We start from the raw sequence: 15,662 nt of genomic DNA, 5'->3' as shown, positions 1-15,662 counted from the left end.
GAGGTTCGCATTATGATGATTATTCGCCCTATAGAGCGTCGCGATCTGGCGGATTTGTTGACGCTTGCCGGTAAATCTGGCATCGGTCTCACTTCACTGCCGCAAAATGAAGATACCCTGTCGGCACGCATTGAGCGGGCGTTAAAAACCTGGCAAGGCGAACTTCCGCAAAGTGACCAGTGTTATCTGTTCGTGTTGGAGGACAGCGAGCGCCGGAAAGCGGTGGGGGTCTGCGCGATCGAAGTGGCCGTCGGCCTGGCAGAACCCTGGTACAGCTTCCGCGTCGGCACGCAGGTACATGCCTCCAAACAGCTGAACGTCTATAAATCGGTACCGACCCTGTTCCTCAGCAACGATCATACCGGCCATTCGGAGCTGTGCACGCTGTTCCTCGATCCGGACTATCGCCACGGTGAGAACGGCAAACTGCTGTCGAAGGTGCGTTTCCTGTTTATTGCCGCATTCCGCGAGCGTTTCTCCCGCCGTCTGATCGCCGAGATGCGCGGCTTCTCAGATGAAAACGGCCGTTCGCCGTTCTGGGAGAGCGTCGGCCACCGTTTCTTCTCCATCGAGTTCGCCAAGGCGGACTACCTGAGCGGCACCGGACAAAAGGCGTTTATCGCTGAACTGATGCCGAAACATCCGCTGTATGTCGATTTCCTGGCCGAAGACGCGCAGAAAGTGATCGGCGAAGTGCATCCGCAAACCCTGCCGGCACGCCGGTTGCTGGAGGCGGAAGGCCTGAGCTATCAGGGCTACGTCGATATCTTCGACGGCGGCCCGACGCTGGAAGCCGAGATCGACCATATCCGCGCGGTGAAGCAGAGCCGCCTGGTGAAAGTGGTGCTGGATGACACGCCGATGCGCGCCGATGCGCCGGTGCATCTGGTGGCCAACGACAACTATCAGAACTACCGCGCACTGTTGGTCAATGCCGAACTGTATGACGACCGCCTGCATATCAACGCCGCCACCGCTGCGGCGCTGGGCGTCGAGCAGGGCAGCCCGGTGCGGGTGCTCCCCCTTATTGCACAGGAGAAAGCATGATGTCCCATCCTGCTCTGTTGATTAACGGCGTCTGGCGGCAGGGCCGCGGCGCCGAGTTCGGCAAAGCCGATCCGGTCGGCAACCAGCCGCTGTGGCGCGCTAACGCCGCCGATACTGACGACGTCGCCGCCGCCTGCGAGGCCGCGCGTGCCGCGTTTCCCGCCTGGGCGCGTACGCCGTTTGAACAGCGCGAACAGCTGGTGAAACGCTTCGCCGCCTTGCTGGAAGAGCACAAACAGTCGCTGGCGGAAACCATCAGCCGTGAGACCGGTAAACCGCGTTGGGAAACGTTGACCGAAATTCAGGCGATGATCGGTAAAGTAGGCATTTCGCTGCAGGCCTACCAATCGCGCACCGGTTTTAGCCAGACGGCGATGGCCGACGGCGCTTCGGTGCTGCGTCATCGCCCGCACGGCGTGCTGGCGGTGTTCGGGCCTTACAACTTCCCCGGCCATCTGCCGAACGGCCATATCGTGCCGGCGCTGCTGGCCGGAAACTGCGTGGTGTTCAAACCGAGCGAGCTGACGCCGCTGACCGCCGAGGAAACCCTGAAGCTGTGGCAGCAGGCCGGCCTGCCGGACGGGGTGATCAATCTGGTGCAAGGCGGCCGGGAAACCGGCGAAGCGCTGGCGGCCAGTGCGGATATCGACGGCCTGCTGTTCACCGGCAGCGCCGGCACCGGCTATCACCTGCATCGCCAATTGGCGGGGCAGCCGGAGAAGATCCTGGCACTGGAGATGGGCGGTAACAACGCGCTGATCGTCGATGGCTTCGAGGATCGCGACGCGGCGGTCAACCTGGCTATCCAATCGGCGTTTATCTCCGCCGGCCAACGCTGCACCTGTTCACGCCGCATTTTGGTGAAGCAGGGGGCGGAAGGCGACGCCTTTATCGCGCGTTTGGTTCAGGTCGCGGGCGAACTGCGCGTTGGCCGTTGGGATGCCGAACCGCAGCCGTTCATGGGCGGGGTGGTGTCGGCAGCCGCGGCGGAGAACATGCTGAAAGCGCAGCAAAACTTGCTGGCGCTGGGCGGCAAATCGCTGCTGACCATGCGCCTGCTGGAGCCGGGCAGTTCGCTGCTCAGCCCGGGCATCATCGAGCTGACCGGCGTGGCCGGCGTACCGGACGAAGAGTACTTCGGGCCGTTGACCACGATTGTGCGTTACCGCGATTTCGACGAGGCGCTGCAGCTGGCCAACCGGACGCGCTACGGCCTGTCGGTGGGGCTGGTATCGCCGCAGCGTGAGCTGTTCGAGCGGTTGCTACTGGAAGCGCGTGCCGGCATCGTCAACTGGAACAAGCCGCTGACCGGAGCGTCCAGCGCGGCGCCGTTCGGTGGCGTGGGAGCCTCCGGCAACCATCGCCCAAGCGCCTTCTATGCGGCGGACTATTGCGCCTGGCCGATGGCGTCGCTGGAAAGCGAAAGCCTGTCGCTGCCGGCGACGCTCTCGCCGGGCTTGTCGTTCCGTTAATCGTCTGCGGCGGCGCGATGGCGCTGCCGCAGGCCATCCCCAGGGGATAGCCATGTCAGGATATGAAGTCAATTTCGACGGTTTGGTGGGGCCGACGCACCACTATGCCGGGCTGTCGTTCGGTAACGAGGCCTCTACGCAGCATCAAAACAGCGTATCGAACCCGAAGCTGGCGGCGAAGCAAGGTCTGCTGAAAATGAAGGCGCTGGCCGATCTCGGTTTCCAGCAAGGGGTATTGCCGCCGCAGGAGCGGCCGCATTTGCCGATGCTGCGTCGCCTGGGCTTCAGCGGCAGCGATGAGACGGTGCTGGCGCAGGTGATGCGTCAATCACCGCGTTTGCTGTCGGCGCTCAGCTCGGCGTCTTGCATGTGGACCGCCAATGCGGCCACCGTGTCGCCCTCGGCGGACAGCGCCGACGGCAAGGTGCACTTCACTGCCGCCAACCTGAACAATAAATTCCACCGCGCCATCGAGGCGGAAACCACCACCGTCGTATTGCGGGCGATGTTCAGCGACGATCGGCATTTTGCCCACCACGAGGCGCTGCCGCAGGTGGCGTTATTCGGCGACGAAGGGGCGGCCAACCATAACCGTCTGGGCGGCGACTACGCCAAGCGCAGCGTGCAGATGTTCGTCTACGGTCGTCAGGAGTTCGGTGGCGAAACGGCGCCGACGCGTTATCCGGCGCGCCAAACGCGCGAAGCCGGCGAGGCAATCGCTCGCCTGCACCAACTGGACGAGCAGCATACGGTCTTCGTACAGCAAAACCCGGCGGTGATCGATCAGGGCGTATTCCATAACGACGTGATAGCGGTCAGTAACCAGAACGTGCTGTTCCACCATCAGCAGGCGTTTTACCGCCAGCAACAGGCGTTGGATGACGTGCGCCGCAAGATGGCGACGCTGGACAGCGAGCTGGTGGCAATCGAGGTGCCGACAGAGCGCGTCTCGGTGGCGGACGCGGTAGCGACCTATCTGTTCAACAGCCAAATTCTCACCAAGCCGAACGGCAAGATGATGATCGTGGTGCCAGAAGAGTCGCGCCAACATGCCGGCGTGTGGCGTTATCTGAACGACATGGTCGGCAGCGGCGGCCCGATCGATGAAATTCGCGTGTTTGACCTGCGCGAAAGCATGCGCAACGGCGGCGGCCCGGCCTGCCTGCGGTTGCGGGTGGCGCTCAACGAGCAGGAGCTGCGGGCGGTGAATCCACGCGTGATGATGAACGAGCGGCTGTTCGCGACGCTGAACGAGTGGGTGGATCGCCATTACCGCGATCGCCTGACGCAGGATGACCTGGCCGATCCGCTGCTGCTGCGCGAAGGGCGTGAGGCGCTGGATTCGCTGACGTCGATCCTCGGTCTCGGCGCCATTTATCCGTTCCAACGCTAAGGGAGGCGGCATGATCGATCTACTGCCCCTGACGCTGGAAGGGAACGAACCCGTCGAATGGCAAGGTGAAACGCCGCAGCTGCGCTGGCGTTGGCAGGGGGAAGGCGTGCTGGAGCTTATGCCGCGGCAGCCTTACCGCCAGGCGATGGTCATGTCGGCGGGCGTGCACGGCAACGAAACCGCGCCGATTGAACTGCTCAATCAGCTGGTTGGCGATCTGCTGATCGGCCGGTTGCCGCTGACGGTGCGGCTGTTGGTGGTGCTGGGCAACCCGGCAGCGATGCGGGCCGGCAAGCGTTATCTGCACAGCGACATGAACCGCATGTTCGGCGGCCGCTACCGCAACTTCGCCGCCAGCGGCGAGACCGTGCGTGCGCAGCAGTTGGAGCGTGCGCTCGCCGCCTTTTTCGATGGGGAACTGGCGGCGCGTTTCCATTACGATCTGCACACCGCCATCCGTGAATCGCGGTTGCCACGTTTCGGCATTCTGCCTTTCCAGAAACGCCCGTACAGTGAGCCGATGTTGAAGCTGCTGGATGCCGCCGATTTGGATGCGCTGGTGGTGCACAGCGCACCAGGCGGGACGTTTAGCCACTATTCCAGCGAGCATCTCAATGCGGCGAGCTGTACGCTCGAGCTGGGCAAGGCGCGACCGTTTGGCAGCAACGATCTACAGCAGTTTGCTGCCATCGATCGCGCTTTGCGGGCGGCGGTCAGCGAGGGGCCGTTGCCGGAGCGCGAGGGCGAGGCGATCCGGGTATTCCGTGTGATGCATTCGTTGATCAAACACAGCGAGGATTTCAAGCTGCACCTGGATGATGACACGGCCAACTTCACCGAGTTGAAACCGGGGATGTTGCTGTGCGAGCAGCCGCAGGAAGACTATCGCGTTGGCCAAGAGGGCGCGTGGATACTGTTCCCTAACCCCACTGTGGCGCTGGGCCTGCGCGCTGGCATGCTGTTGAGCGAAGTTTCCCGTTCTACGCTCTATTGATTTATCCTCGGCGGCGCCGTCAGCGCGCCGCCGTTATTCCGTTCATTATTTTGCTCTGCTATTTCCCGCTATTTTAATTGCCCTAAGGCGAATTTTATTCGTTCCTAATACCTCCTTTTATACGCGTGAATAAAAGGAGGTATTAGGTCGTTATCTGAAAGCCTTAATTGCCTGGTGAGATTGTTAAGATAAAAATGTGAAATAAGTAACGTTTTTAATAACCATGCTAATTTTGTTGTTACTTTTGAATCGCGCAGAAAGCACGCAAAACGAAACCAAAATGCACCAAAAGAGTGCGATGCACCATTTTGGTTATAAGTTATGTGATAAAAAATTCTTATATTCAATAGGTTATATGCTTTCTTGTTGGAAATATTTAGTTACAAATAAACATGCTTTCTCCTCGTTGTTTCATGAACTTTTTGATTTTAAGTTTTGATTCATGATGCTAATGTCACATCACCCCACATTAGGGGGGCTCATAAAATACCAAAAGATAAAATCACAGCCCAAACTATAAATTGGGCGTGACGGGCAGGGTTCTAATTATAATATCTAGGAAAATAAATGATGAAACGCAGTGTATTAGCCTTAGCTGTCGCCCTCGGGGCGATCACCTCCTTCGCCAACGCGGCTGAAATCTACAATAAGGATGGTAATAAACTCGACCTGTACGGCCGCGTTAACGCCAAGCATTATTTCAGCGACAGTAAGTCCAATGACGGCGATATGACCTATGTTCGCCTGGGCTTCAAAGGCGAAACGCAAATCAATGACCAGTTGACCGGTTACGGTCAGTGGGAATACAACGTCCAGGCCAATCACGACGAAGCGCAGGGCACCGCCGGCACCAAAACGCGTCTGGGCTTCGCGGGGCTGAAATTCGGCAACTACGGTTCTTTCGACTACGGCCGTAACTACGGTGTGGTGTATGACGCCGAGGCTTACACCGACATGCTGCCAGAATTCGGCGGCGACTCCTACAGCTATACCGATAACTTTATGACCGCCCGTTCCAACGGTTTGGCTACCTACCGTAACCGTGATTTCTTCGGTTTGGTGGAAGGCCTGAATCTGGCGGTGCAGTATCAGGGTAAAAACGACGGCGACGGTCGCAGCGTGACCAAGCAAAACGGCGACGGTTACGGCCTGTCCCTGGACTACCAGGACATCGGCGGTTCCGGCATCGGCGTAGCGGCGGCGTTCTCTGATTCTAACCGCACCAGCAAGCAAAAAGAGCTGCAGTATGGTAAGGGCGACAGCGCCACTGCATGGACCACCGCAGTGAAATACGACGCCAACCAGGTTTACCTGGCCGCGATGTATGCCGAAACCCGTAACATGACGCCGATCAGCGTCAATGGCACCTCCGGCTTCGCCAATAAAACGCAAAACTTCGAAGTGGTGGCCCAGTATCAGTTCGAAAACGGCCTGCGTCCTTCCTTGGGCTACGTGCAGTCCAAAGGCAAGGATATCGAAGGGATCGGTGATGCCGACCTGGTGAAATATGTGGAAGTGGGGGCGACTTACTACTTCAACAAAAATATGTACACCTACGTTGATTATCAAATCAACCAGCTGAGCGACAATAACAAACTGAAACTGGCCAACGATGATATCGTTGCCGTCAGCTTGACGTATCGCTTCTAAGCGGCAATTTCATTACCTTCATCCTGTGTCGGGAGTGGTAATCAGGCAGGGCGTAAGCCCTGCCTTAGCTTGCTGACAAAGGAGGAAAAAGCGTGGTTTTTCCTCCTTTGTGGTGAGCAGTCGAAAATCAATGAATTGATTTTCCTTATTTTAAAGGTTGTCTTCGGTAAACCTGGTAATGTCATCAGGTTTGTCATTAACCTCAGGCAGGGCGCAAGCCCTGCCTTTGTTTTATCGGGAACTCAGCCTTTGGATGCCAACCCGACCAGCTCAATGGCGGAACGCAGCGCGGCGAAACGTTGCTGATCCTGCTCCCGCTCTATTTCGGTCACCAGCTGTGAAAGAATATTGCCGCCGGATACTTTTTTATGGTTTTTGATTAACTGCAACACTGCGTCGCCTAACGCCAGGCTGACGTCGCGCAGCAGAGTTTCATATTGCTCGTTGGAATGAGCTGATGCTGGCATGACCTTTCTCTGTCTCTCTCTTCTTCGGGAGCCGCAATTTAGCAAAACAGCGGCCTTATGCCTCGGAGGAAGGCGAAGTTTCTGATGAAATCAGAAATTCCTCAGCATCGCGCGGGGAGGGAATTAAAAATCCGAATATTCGCTGGCTGGCAACCAGAAGCCGTCAATGAACTCTTCCATGGGATAACAACCGGCGTGTCGCAAGTTCTGTTCCTTCATCGCGACCAGGCATTGTGGCTCGTCGCGCAATATGTCGACCACCATTTCACTGCAGCCACCATCCAGATAACAGACAAACATCACCAATGCGTACATCGTTGCACGCCTCCTTCGTCGAGTTGCCTTGTCTGCAACAGTGTAGGTAAAAAAGCACGATTTTTCAGCATCATTGCGCAATTAATCACCGTTGAAACGCCGCTGACGACACTTTCGGAATACTCTACCCGTTTCTGGCGCCGTGAGCGGATGGCATATCCTTTTGACGATGCTAAGCTTAACAAGCCTTACATAAACGCATTAATGCAACCATCAAAAGGAGTGAATATGGGCTTGTTTAACTTCGTCAAAGAAGCGGGAGAAAAACTGTGGGACACAGTCACCGGCAATGCCTCCGCCGAAGATCAAGGCGCCAAACTCAAGGAGCATCTCGATAAGAGCGGCTTGCCGGGCACCGACAAAGTCGATGTGCAGGTGGTCGATGGTAAAGCCGTAGTGACCGGCGATGCCGTCAGCCAGGAGTTAAAAGAGAAGATCCTGGTGGCTATCGGCAACGTGGCGGGTATCAGCGGGGTGGAAGACAAGGTGGCGGTGACGCAACCCGACGCCGAGAGCCGCTTCTATACCGTGAAGAAGGGCGATACGCTGAGCGCGATCTCTAAAGAGATGTACGGCAACGCCAATCTGTACAACAAGATTTTTGAAGCCAACAAGCCGATGCTGTCGAGCCCGGACAAGATTTATCCGGGGCAGGTATTGCGTATCCCGCAATAACGCGTAGGTCTGCCATAGCCCGGTTGCGTACCGGGCTTTTTTTTGCCCTCTGCAATAGGCGTCTCTTATTTCCCTGCGATCTCCATGCCAGTTACATCTCCCCTGTGTCCCTGCTCGCTCGCCGGCAGGGGCGGTGTTGACCCTGATGGGGAAAATTGATAGCGTCATCTCCCGGTTGAGGCCGGAACGACCAAGGCGCCAACGTGCGTGCCTTATTCTGAGGGGATATTTTGCCCCGTCAAACAGCAATGCAGCAGTTGAACGAGTGAAAACCGATTTAGTGAAACAACAGCGTAACGCCTCAACGGATAAAAATTATCGAGAAACCTTGGGTGATGCGCAATTTGCGATCGTCGTGTTGGCGGTGGCGTCCTGCTCACTGATTATCTTTACGCTGGCGGTCACGCTGTGGGTGACCTGACGCGATTAACTAGGGGAGATAAAATGGAGCCTAATCTCCATGATGAAACCAAACTGCTGGCGATCATCGGCCTGTTGGTGTCCGTGCTGCTGGTGGTATCAATTCTCTTTGGCGTGACCTATTTCTCCGATCTCAGGCACGCGCATGACGATATAGACATCAAGAGCTGCTATATCAAAGCGTCCTGAATCGCGCGAACGCGCTGAGCGTCGCCGCTCTGTGGGGGCTACCCTGTGTTAAGATTGGGGGTACCCTTGGCGAATCGGCGCCATTCAGGAGGTCTTTGCGATGAGTCAGTCACGTCCTACGCTCTCTTCATCTTCACGCGAATGCCCTGTCGTTGACGGCGTGCGCCAGATACAACGTATTGCCGTGCGTAATGCTGAAGTGGGAGGTATCCCGATCAATCGTGCGTTGCCAACTCGGGAGCGGCGCACCGTCGGCGCCTGGTGTTTTCTCGATCACGCTGGACCGACGGTATTCAACGGCACCTCGCCCGGCATGGATGTGGGGCCGCATCCGCACATCGGGCTGCAAACGTTCACCTGGATGATAAAGGGTGAAGTGCTGCACCGTGACAGCCTCGGCAGTGAGCAAGTGATTCGCCCAGGGCAGGTTAATCTGATGACCGCAGGGCGTGGCATTGCGCATACGGAACAGTCGGTGGGCGAGCAGCGGCGATTGCATGCCGCACAATTATGGATCGCGCTGCCGGCCGAACATGCCGACATGGCGCCACGTTTCGATCACTATCCTGACTTGCCACAATGGCAGAATAACGGCGTAAATCACCGTTTGTTGGTCGGGGAGTTTGGCGCTTATCGTTCACCGGTGTTTGCTTTCTCGCCACTAATTGCCATTGATATGGAGTGGCAGGAAGCGGCGAGGATAGAATTGCCGCTGCGCGATGATTATGAAATCGGCTTTTTGCCCCTTATTGGTGCATTTGAACTTAATGGTGAAACTTTTTCACCTGATGAGTTTGCCTATTTGGGCATGAAGAATAACTCTATTGGGTTAAATGCACGGAAGGGCAGCCGGGGATTATTAATCGGTGGAGTGCCACTAAACGAAGAGATCCTTATCTGGTGGAATTTCGTTGGCCATACCAAAGCTGAAATTACTCAGGCTCAGCATGATTGGGAGCAAGAGGCGCCGCGTTTCCCGGCGGTTGACGGTTATTCTGGTGAGCGCATGACCGCGCCACGCCTGCCCTGGAGCGATGTTTGATAGCGTTAGGATATAATCGCCGCGGTTATTCGGCTTATTTCGCTCTAATAAGACGTAATTAATGTGATCGCGGCTCCAGCTTTAGGACAATATAAGGTTTCTCGGCGGAAAAGTGATCTGGCGCATATAATGACAACGAGAAGAAGTTTAGGATAATCCTCAGGAAGTCAGGTTGTCTCCCGTTAGTCAGATGTCAGTGAGGTCATTATGAGCCAGGTACTCTATCGTGCAAGACTGTCCCATGTCGTGGTTGCCACGGCGTTGTTTTGGGTCTCTGTCGCGGCATTGTTGGTCGCCGTATTAAACTAACCTCAAAAAATGACTCCTGCATAAACCCGCTTCGGCGGGTTTTTTTATCTCTATCGATGGGGAGGTGAGAGGCGGCGTTTATAATTGACGACATCTTCAATAAACGACAGGGATCATCATGAAGCTCTTTGCCGATATTTTGTTGCTGCTCATCGCAGCGCTCCATCTTTATATCCTGGTGTTGGAAATGTTCCTGTGGCGTACGCCACTCGGCAGACACGCATTTGGCACGACGGCGGAGTTCGCTGCAGCCACGCGGGTGTTGGCCGCCAATCAGGGGTTGTACAACGGCTTTCTGGCGTTGGGGTTGGCATGGAGCTACTGGCGTGAGGATATGGCGCTGCAGCTGTTTTTTCTCGGGTGTGTGCTGGCGGCCGGCGTATTCGGCGGCCTGAGCGCCAGCCGTAAAATTCTCTGGGTGCAGGCTCTGCCGGCCGCGATCGCGATACTGGCGGTCTGGGGAACGCGTTAACCCGCCGGTTTACGGCGGGCTTCAGGCGGATTTTTGATGAATGACGTGCAGCGGCGGATCGATGTGCAGATCGACGCTCAAATCCTGGCGAAAATCATAGGGCGTGATATTAAAACGCTTTCTGAACATGTAGGTGAAGTGGGACTGTGAACCGAAGCCAAAGTCCAGGGCGATATCGAAGATCGACGCTTCACTGCTGCGCAGTTGATAGACCGCGCCGGCCAGACGGCGTTCGCGAATGTATTTGCCGAGCGAAATCCCTGTCGCTTCTTTGAACAGCTTCTGCATGTGCCACAGCGAGTAGCCGGAGTACTCGGCCAACTCTTCGAGATGGATCACTCGTCCGAGGTGAGTTTCGACCCATTTGCTGAGGGCGCAGACCAATGAGAGGTGGTGTTCTTGTATCATCAGTGCGTCAGTGTGAGACCTACATAGCGGTGAAGTATACACAACTTGCCGCCGTGGACAAAAACGCCACCGATGACCGGGGGGGATTATTCGGAAAAACCGTTGAACCGCCGCTTGTCAGCAGAAAGGAAAAACGGCTAATCTGAGACTGTCGCCGCCGCGGTGGGGGACGGAAAGAAGGCCACAGCAAGTAACCGCCAAAACAGAGTCAGCCGTAACAACTCAACGTTGATGGGGTGATCGCATGTTAATGACAGTGATTATTACTCTGGTTGTAATCGTGGGCGTCGGCGCTTTTATGGCGATGCCGGTGATGAGCATGAAAAATGCGGAAAGTGTGGGAGGTGAAGAGCCGTGAGAGCAAGAGACATTGCACGCCGCTGAGCGGGGCGTTCGCTAATCGGGAAAGCCTGGGTCAGAAACCCGGGCTTTTTGTTGCGCGGGCGCTCAAACGTTTTTCCGCTCGACGGTTTCCTCTCCCCAATAAAGCTGGTCGGCGGTGGTTTTGGCAAAGGCCTTCTCCAGTGCTTCATCGCTGCCTTCTTCCCAGATTTTCTGCGCCAACACTTCGTCGTTCCCTGCCAGCTCAAAAATGGCTTCGGCGATTTCCACCGAAGTTTCACGCACTGTCGCCCAGGATTTCACATTGTGATTCGCCATAACTTTCTCCTGTTGGTTGTGGCTTATGGGTGGTTTTTGCCACCGTCATGCTGCAAGTATAGGCTAATCCGACGCGGGCTTTTGCCCGGCGGTGCGCAGAAGGGGAAAAAAACGGGGAGAGCGGGCAATGGCGCGGACGCCGTGCTATTCTGTGCGGCGTTTGAATCAAGAGGGAAAGTTATTATGTCTGACATGCTGAGCAACGAGCAGGAACTGGCTTCCGATCTGGTCGCTTGCCAACTGGTCATCAAACAGATTTTGGACGTTATCGACGTGATTGCGCCGACCGAAGTGCGCGACAAGATGGCGAGTCAGCTAAAAAGCATCGATTTCTCCACGCACCCGGCAGGTGCCGATCCGGTGACACGCCGAGCGATTGACAAGGCGATTGCGCTGATCGAGATGAAATTCACCCGCAGCTGAGGCGGGGCCGCCGCAAAGCGACGGCGTCGGGCGGTGGCGGTTAATCCACCACCGTTTCGATTTTCTTGAACAACGGGCAGTCGGCTACGCCGATGAAACCGTTGTCGCCATTCACGTACTGGGCGATCGCCACGTTGCGCGCCGTCAGGTATTTGCACTGCAATCCCAACCCGCCAACGTTTTTGTTGCTGCCGATCAGCACGCCGTAACCCGAGATCAAAAAACCGCCGTAAATGACCGCTAGCACCAGTACCCACTTAATCAATTTGCTCATTGCGCTTCCTCATTATCCCTGAGGGTTCATCTAGCCATGACTGCCGCGCGACGACAAGGGTAACAGTCTGAAAACCGGGCAATAGCCAGAAATCTAAACGGAAAGTTAAACTTCGTTTAACTTCGCTGTGATAACATGCGCGATAGATTACCCAGATAACAATGAGGCTGCTAAATTTGTTGCGAAAAAAAATCCTCGTGATAATGACGGCCGTCGCTGCCTGCCTGTTTTTCTACCTGCTGGCGCTGGATAGCTATTGCGACGACGGTGGAAATTTTGCGTTGGGCATCTGTTCGGTGACCCGCTTCGTGCCCTGGTAAGCAATTTTCGGTAGGGATGTTCGCACGGCCGCCGCGAGTGCTAAGATGGCGGCCTGAATTTCGCAGTAGATAGGGTTGTCCATGTACGATTTAGGTTTTGGCCAGAACGGCCTGTTGTCGCTGGCGCTCGCCGTTGTGGCATTGTTGGCCGGGCTGTGGGTTTGGTTCCTGGTGAACCGCGCCAGTGTGCGCGCCAACGAGCAGATTCGCCTGCTGCAGGAAATTGCCGAGCAACAACGCCAGCAAACGGCGCTGTTGAAGCGTTTGGCGCACAGCGCAGGCGCTGACGGCGCCGCTGCGGCTGACGACGACGATCTCAGCCCCGCGCTGGATTTCAAAGGTTTTATCCCCGAACGTTGAACATGATGCTCCGGCCGGCGGCAGCGTCGCCGGGGCGTTTCAGTAAAACACCATGCCCTGATACGGTTTTTCCCGGCATGCCGCCAGGCGGCTGGCCAGATCGCCGGCATGGATCTCCAACTGATGCCCATCGGGATCGAGAAAGTAGAGCGATTCGCCTTCGCTGCGATTGCTTTTCCACTCTTCGACGCCGGCCTGGCGCAGCCGCTCGCTGACCCGTTCAATGTGTTCCGGCGCGACGCTGAAGGCGTAATGGGTGTAATCACGCTCCCGTGGTTGCATGCGGGCCTCATCCAATGACAGACACAGCCACAACGCCCCCAACGACAGATAGGCGCCGCCTTGCCAGCGGGCGTGAGGAGTAAACCCCAACAGATGACGATAAAAATCGAAGCTGCGATCGAGATCGCTGACGGCGAGCGTCAGGTGGTTGAGGCCGGTCAACATGCGTGCGTTTCCTGGGCGCTAAACAGAGGAAAAGTGTACGCAGAAGGGGAGAAAAGTTAAAGGGAGCAAAACATTAGTTCAGATAATGTGAAAACCGGCGGCACTGTCATAAAACTGTCTTACAGACATCGTAATGTAGCGCGAACCTTACGAAAGATGGATGAAGCCGATGATTAAATGGTACGAAGAAAGCGATGCCGAAGTGAACCGCAGCATCGCGCTGCTGACCGGAGAGAACCCGGACAAGTGGTATCCCTACGGTGGCGTGAAAGGTAAAGATTACTGCAAGAATCCCTCCGATGCCTGGCCGATTATTTGCGCCAACAAAATCAGTCTGAACCCCGACAACCAAAGCGACAGCCCGCAGTGGCAGGCGCGCATGAGCACCCAGGGCGGTGAATGGCAGGCGGACAGCGCCAGCCCGCTGCGCGCGGCGATGATCTGCTTCCTGATGAGCCGGCAGGCTAACTGAGTCGAACAATACCGGTGATTGGTAAGAGTTTCTCCTTTTTCTAATAACAGAGCTGTCGTTGGCGGAGGCTGTTTATGAAGCGCATTATCAAAGGTGATAAAAACTTGTCTCATCTGGTGATTGCCCATGCGGCGATCGATCGTCATGCCGAAAGCTTTGGCCAGCGTCGTCAGGGTTGGCCCTCGACCTACCTGATAAAATATCAAAACGATCGCGTGGCGGTGGAAGTGGTCACGCGTCGCCAATCTTATGTCGCCACGCTGATGATAGGCGCGCGCAACCTGACCAAACTGTGCGGCATGCCTGGCTGAACGCCGCCATTTCACGCTTTCTCACGGTTAAAAAATCGCGCTCCGCTACGCCGTCTCGGGGCGCTTCTCCTTGATGCTCACGGGGTTAAGTGTTAAAAAGCCGCCCGCAGATACATTTATTGATTGGTGAAATCTTGGCCGATAACGGCAAGGGTGTACGCCATATGAGGATAAGATGGGCGGTCAGCATCAGGATACTCCGCTAAAACGCGGCTTAAAAAACAGACATATACAGCTTATTGCCCTCGGGGGCGCCATCGGTACCGGTTTATTTCTCGGCATTGCGCAAACCATCAAGATGGCCGGCCCCGCCGTGCTGTTGGGCTACGCCATCGGCGGTTTTATCGCGTTTTTGATCATGCGCCAGCTGGGAGAAATGGTGGTGGAGGAGCCGGTCGCCGGATCTTTCAGCCACTTTGCCTATAAGTATTGGGGCGACTTCGCCGGCTTTCTTTCCGGCTGGAATTATTGGGCGATGTTCATTCTGGTCGGCATGGCGGAATTGACCGCCGTCGGCATCTACATTCAGTACTGGTGGCCGGAGATCCCCACCTGGGCCTCCGCCGCGCTGTTTTTCGTGCTGATCAACCTGATTAACCTGGTAAATGTGCGCCTGTATGGCGAAACCGAGTTCTGGTTCGCCATCATCAAGGTGGTGGCGATTGTCGGCATGATCGTGTTCGGCGCCTGGCTGTTGGCGAGCGGCAACGGCGGGCCACAGGCCAGCATCACCAACCTGTGGCAGCAGGGTGGCTTTATGCCGCACGGCTTCTCGGGGCTGGTGATGGCGATGGCGGTGATCATGTTCTCGTTCGGCGGCCTGGAAATGGTCGGCATCACCGCGGCGGAGGCCGCCGATCCGCGTCGCAGCATTCCTAAAGCCACCAATCAGGTGGTGTACCGCATTCTGATCTTCTATATCGGCTCGCTGACTGTGCTGCTGTCGCTCTATCCGTGGGGGCAAGTGGTGGAGGGCGGTAGCCCGTTCGTGTTGATCTTCCATGCGCTGAACAGCAATCTGGTGGCAACCGTGCTCAACGTGGTGGTATTGACCGCCGCGCTGTCGGTTTACAACAGCGGTGTCTACGCCAACAGCCGCATGCTGTTTGGGCTGGCCAGCCAAGGCAATGCACCGAAGGCGCTGACGCGCGTTAACAAGCGCGGCGTGCCGGTGCTGTCCATCGCGCTGTCGGCGTTGATTACTTCGATCGGCGTGCTGATTAACTACCTGATGCCCGGTAAGGCGTTCGAGTTACTGATGGCGCTGGTGGTTTCAACGTTGGTCATCAACTGGGTGATGATCTGCCTGGCACACCTGAAATTCCGCGCTGCCAAGACCCGCCAGGGCGTCATTCCCAGCTTTAAGGCGCTGTGGTATCCGTTCGGCAACTACCTGTGTCTGGCGTTCCTCGGCCTGATTCTGGTGATTATGTATTTCAGCGAAGGGATCCGTATTTCGGTGCTTTTGATGCCTCTGTGGGTTGCGGTGCTGTGGTGCGGGTTTATGCTGACGCGCCGCAAAGACGCCAAGCGTTAATCTGT

The 15,662-nt window shown here is 56.4% G+C and carries 22 protein-coding genes; 16 read left to right on the top strand and 6 right to left on the bottom strand.

All coding sequences use genetic code 11. The features are described from left to right. Positions 1-12 precede the first annotated feature (12 nt). The 5 genes from astA (at position 13) to ACJ8IL_RS02535 (ending at position 6,556) form a co-directional block, all read left to right on the top strand. Complete coding sequence (astA, locus tag ACJ8IL_RS02555; RefSeq protein WP_025303179.1) at positions 13-1,047, top strand: arginine N-succinyltransferase; 1,035 nt, start codon at positions 13-15, stop codon at positions 1,045-1,047. After that, positions 1,047-2,519, top strand: coding sequence for a succinylglutamate-semialdehyde dehydrogenase (gene astD, locus ACJ8IL_RS02550; protein WP_049209079.1), 1,473 nt, complete (start codon positions 1,047-1,049; stop codon positions 2,517-2,519). The genes astA and astD overlap by 1 nt, the downstream gene beginning before the upstream one ends. 52 nt (positions 2,520-2,571) lie before the next feature. After that, positions 2,572-3,912 (top strand): N-succinylarginine dihydrolase, encoded by a 1,341-nt coding sequence (gene astB, locus ACJ8IL_RS02545; RefSeq protein WP_442516325.1) that lies wholly within the window; start codon positions 2,572-2,574, stop codon positions 3,910-3,912. Positions 3,913-3,922: 10 nt separating this feature from the next. Next, positions 3,923-4,906: a succinylglutamate desuccinylase gene (gene astE / locus ACJ8IL_RS02540; RefSeq protein ID WP_043143868.1), complete on the top strand. Its 984-nt coding sequence runs from the start codon at positions 3,923-3,925 to the stop codon at positions 4,904-4,906. Between the two features lie 567 nt (positions 4,907-5,473). Then, on the top strand, positions 5,474-6,556 hold the full coding sequence (locus ACJ8IL_RS02535) for a porin (protein WP_025303175.1): 1,083 nt from the start codon (positions 5,474-5,476) through the stop codon (positions 6,554-6,556). A 242-nt stretch (positions 6,557-6,798) separates the two neighbouring features. Here the strand turns inward: ACJ8IL_RS02535 and ACJ8IL_RS02530 are convergent, their stop codons facing one another. Continuing rightward, positions 6,799-7,023, bottom strand: a complete 225-nt coding sequence (locus ACJ8IL_RS02530) for a biofilm development regulator YmgB/AriR family protein (protein ID WP_442516324.1) — start codon at positions 7,021-7,023, stop codon at positions 6,799-6,801. Positions 7,024-7,146: 123 nt separating this feature from the next. Then, positions 7,147-7,338 (bottom strand): YebW family protein, encoded by a 192-nt coding sequence (locus tag ACJ8IL_RS02525; RefSeq protein ID WP_004934567.1) that lies wholly within the window; start codon positions 7,336-7,338, stop codon positions 7,147-7,149. Between the two features lie 228 nt (positions 7,339-7,566). Between ACJ8IL_RS02525 and lysM the strand changes: the two genes are divergently transcribed. From lysM to ACJ8IL_RS02500, 5 genes are all read left to right on the top strand, one after another. Next, positions 7,567-8,013, top strand: a complete 447-nt coding sequence (lysM, locus tag ACJ8IL_RS02520) for a peptidoglycan-binding protein LysM (protein ID WP_025303174.1) — start codon at positions 7,567-7,569, stop codon at positions 8,011-8,013. Positions 8,014-8,278: 265 nt separating this feature from the next. Further along, a complete protein-coding gene (locus ACJ8IL_RS02515; protein WP_016927390.1) occupies positions 8,279-8,434 on the top strand; it encodes a hypothetical protein in 156 nt (51 codons plus the stop codon). A gap of 23 nt (positions 8,435-8,457) precedes the next feature. Next, positions 8,458-8,622 (top strand): hypothetical protein, encoded by a 165-nt coding sequence (locus tag ACJ8IL_RS02510; RefSeq protein ID WP_162837923.1) that lies wholly within the window; start codon positions 8,458-8,460, stop codon positions 8,620-8,622. 100 nt (positions 8,623-8,722) lie between these two features. Then, positions 8,723-9,664 carry a pirin family protein gene (locus ACJ8IL_RS02505; protein ID WP_442516323.1) on the top strand — a complete coding sequence of 314 codons (942 nt, stop codon included), beginning with the start codon at positions 8,723-8,725 and terminating at the stop codon, positions 9,662-9,664. Positions 9,665-10,091: 427 nt separating this feature from the next. After that, a complete protein-coding gene (locus ACJ8IL_RS02500) occupies positions 10,092-10,445 on the top strand; it encodes a DUF1304 domain-containing protein (RefSeq protein WP_147823899.1) in 354 nt (117 codons plus the stop codon). Positions 10,446-10,466: 21 nt separating this feature from the next. On the opposite strand, the gene ACJ8IL_RS02495 is transcribed toward ACJ8IL_RS02500, so the two are convergent. Together ACJ8IL_RS02495 and ACJ8IL_RS02490 are read right to left on the bottom strand one after the other, a co-directional pair. Next, on the bottom strand, positions 10,467-10,853 hold the full coding sequence (locus tag ACJ8IL_RS02495; RefSeq protein ID WP_004927697.1) for a helix-turn-helix domain-containing protein: 387 nt from the start codon (positions 10,851-10,853) through the stop codon (positions 10,467-10,469). Between the two features lie 447 nt (positions 10,854-11,300). Further along, on the bottom strand, positions 11,301-11,513 hold the full coding sequence (locus tag ACJ8IL_RS02490; RefSeq protein WP_004927694.1) for a YccJ family protein: 213 nt from the start codon (positions 11,511-11,513) through the stop codon (positions 11,301-11,303). A gap of 183 nt (positions 11,514-11,696) precedes the next feature. Here ACJ8IL_RS02490 and ACJ8IL_RS02485 point away from each other — a divergent pair, with 183 nt between their 5' ends. Continuing rightward, the gene (locus tag ACJ8IL_RS02485; protein ID WP_442516322.1) at positions 11,697-11,936 is read left to right on the top strand and encodes a DUF2766 family protein; all 240 of its coding nucleotides are present in this window, start codon (positions 11,697-11,699) and stop codon (positions 11,934-11,936) included. Positions 11,937-11,976: 40 nt separating this feature from the next. Here the strand turns inward: ACJ8IL_RS02485 and ACJ8IL_RS02480 are convergent, their stop codons facing one another. Continuing rightward, entirely contained in the window at positions 11,977-12,210 is a 234-nt protein-coding gene (locus ACJ8IL_RS02480; protein WP_004927690.1) for a YobH family protein, read from the bottom strand. Positions 12,211-12,371: 161 nt separating this feature from the next. Between ACJ8IL_RS02480 and ACJ8IL_RS02475 the strand changes: the two genes are divergently transcribed. Together ACJ8IL_RS02475 and ACJ8IL_RS02470 are read left to right on the top strand one after the other, a co-directional pair. Further along, positions 12,372-12,530, top strand: coding sequence for a PhoP/PhoQ regulator MgrB (locus ACJ8IL_RS02475; RefSeq protein WP_004927688.1), 159 nt, complete (start codon positions 12,372-12,374; stop codon positions 12,528-12,530). A gap of 81 nt (positions 12,531-12,611) precedes the next feature. Continuing rightward, positions 12,612-12,890 (top strand): YebO family protein, encoded by a 279-nt coding sequence (locus tag ACJ8IL_RS02470; protein ID WP_025303169.1) that lies wholly within the window; start codon positions 12,612-12,614, stop codon positions 12,888-12,890. Positions 12,891-12,929: 39 nt separating this feature from the next. Here ACJ8IL_RS02470 and fos read toward each other — a convergent pair whose 3' ends face one another. After that, positions 12,930-13,337 carry a fosfomycin resistance glutathione transferase gene (fos, locus tag ACJ8IL_RS02465; RefSeq protein WP_025303168.1) on the bottom strand — a complete coding sequence of 136 codons (408 nt, stop codon included), beginning with the start codon at positions 13,335-13,337 and terminating at the stop codon, positions 12,930-12,932. A 169-nt stretch (positions 13,338-13,506) separates the two neighbouring features. Between fos and ACJ8IL_RS02460 the strand changes: the two genes are divergently transcribed. The 3 genes from ACJ8IL_RS02460 to ACJ8IL_RS02450 all read left to right on the top strand — a co-directional run bounded on the left by ACJ8IL_RS02460 (position 13,507) and on the right by ACJ8IL_RS02450 (position 15,657). Further along, complete coding sequence (locus tag ACJ8IL_RS02460) at positions 13,507-13,809, top strand: phage protein NinX family protein (RefSeq protein WP_004927682.1); 303 nt, start codon at positions 13,507-13,509, stop codon at positions 13,807-13,809. Between the two features lie 74 nt (positions 13,810-13,883). Further along, complete coding sequence (locus ACJ8IL_RS02455; protein WP_025303167.1) at positions 13,884-14,120, top strand: DUF4060 family protein; 237 nt, start codon at positions 13,884-13,886, stop codon at positions 14,118-14,120. Between the two features lie 175 nt (positions 14,121-14,295). Next, complete coding sequence (locus ACJ8IL_RS02450; RefSeq protein WP_049203952.1) at positions 14,296-15,657, top strand: amino acid permease; 1,362 nt, start codon at positions 14,296-14,298, stop codon at positions 15,655-15,657. The last annotated feature ends 5 nt before the right edge of the window (positions 15,658-15,662 follow it).

It is taken from the genome of Serratia sp. CY47444 (genome assembly GCF_052168635.1).
GTDB lineage: Bacteria > Pseudomonadota > Gammaproteobacteria > Enterobacterales > Enterobacteriaceae > Serratia > Serratia bockelmannii.
The sequence above is the reverse complement of the archived record's forward strand: the minus strand, read 5'-3'. Positions and strand labels throughout refer to the sequence as shown.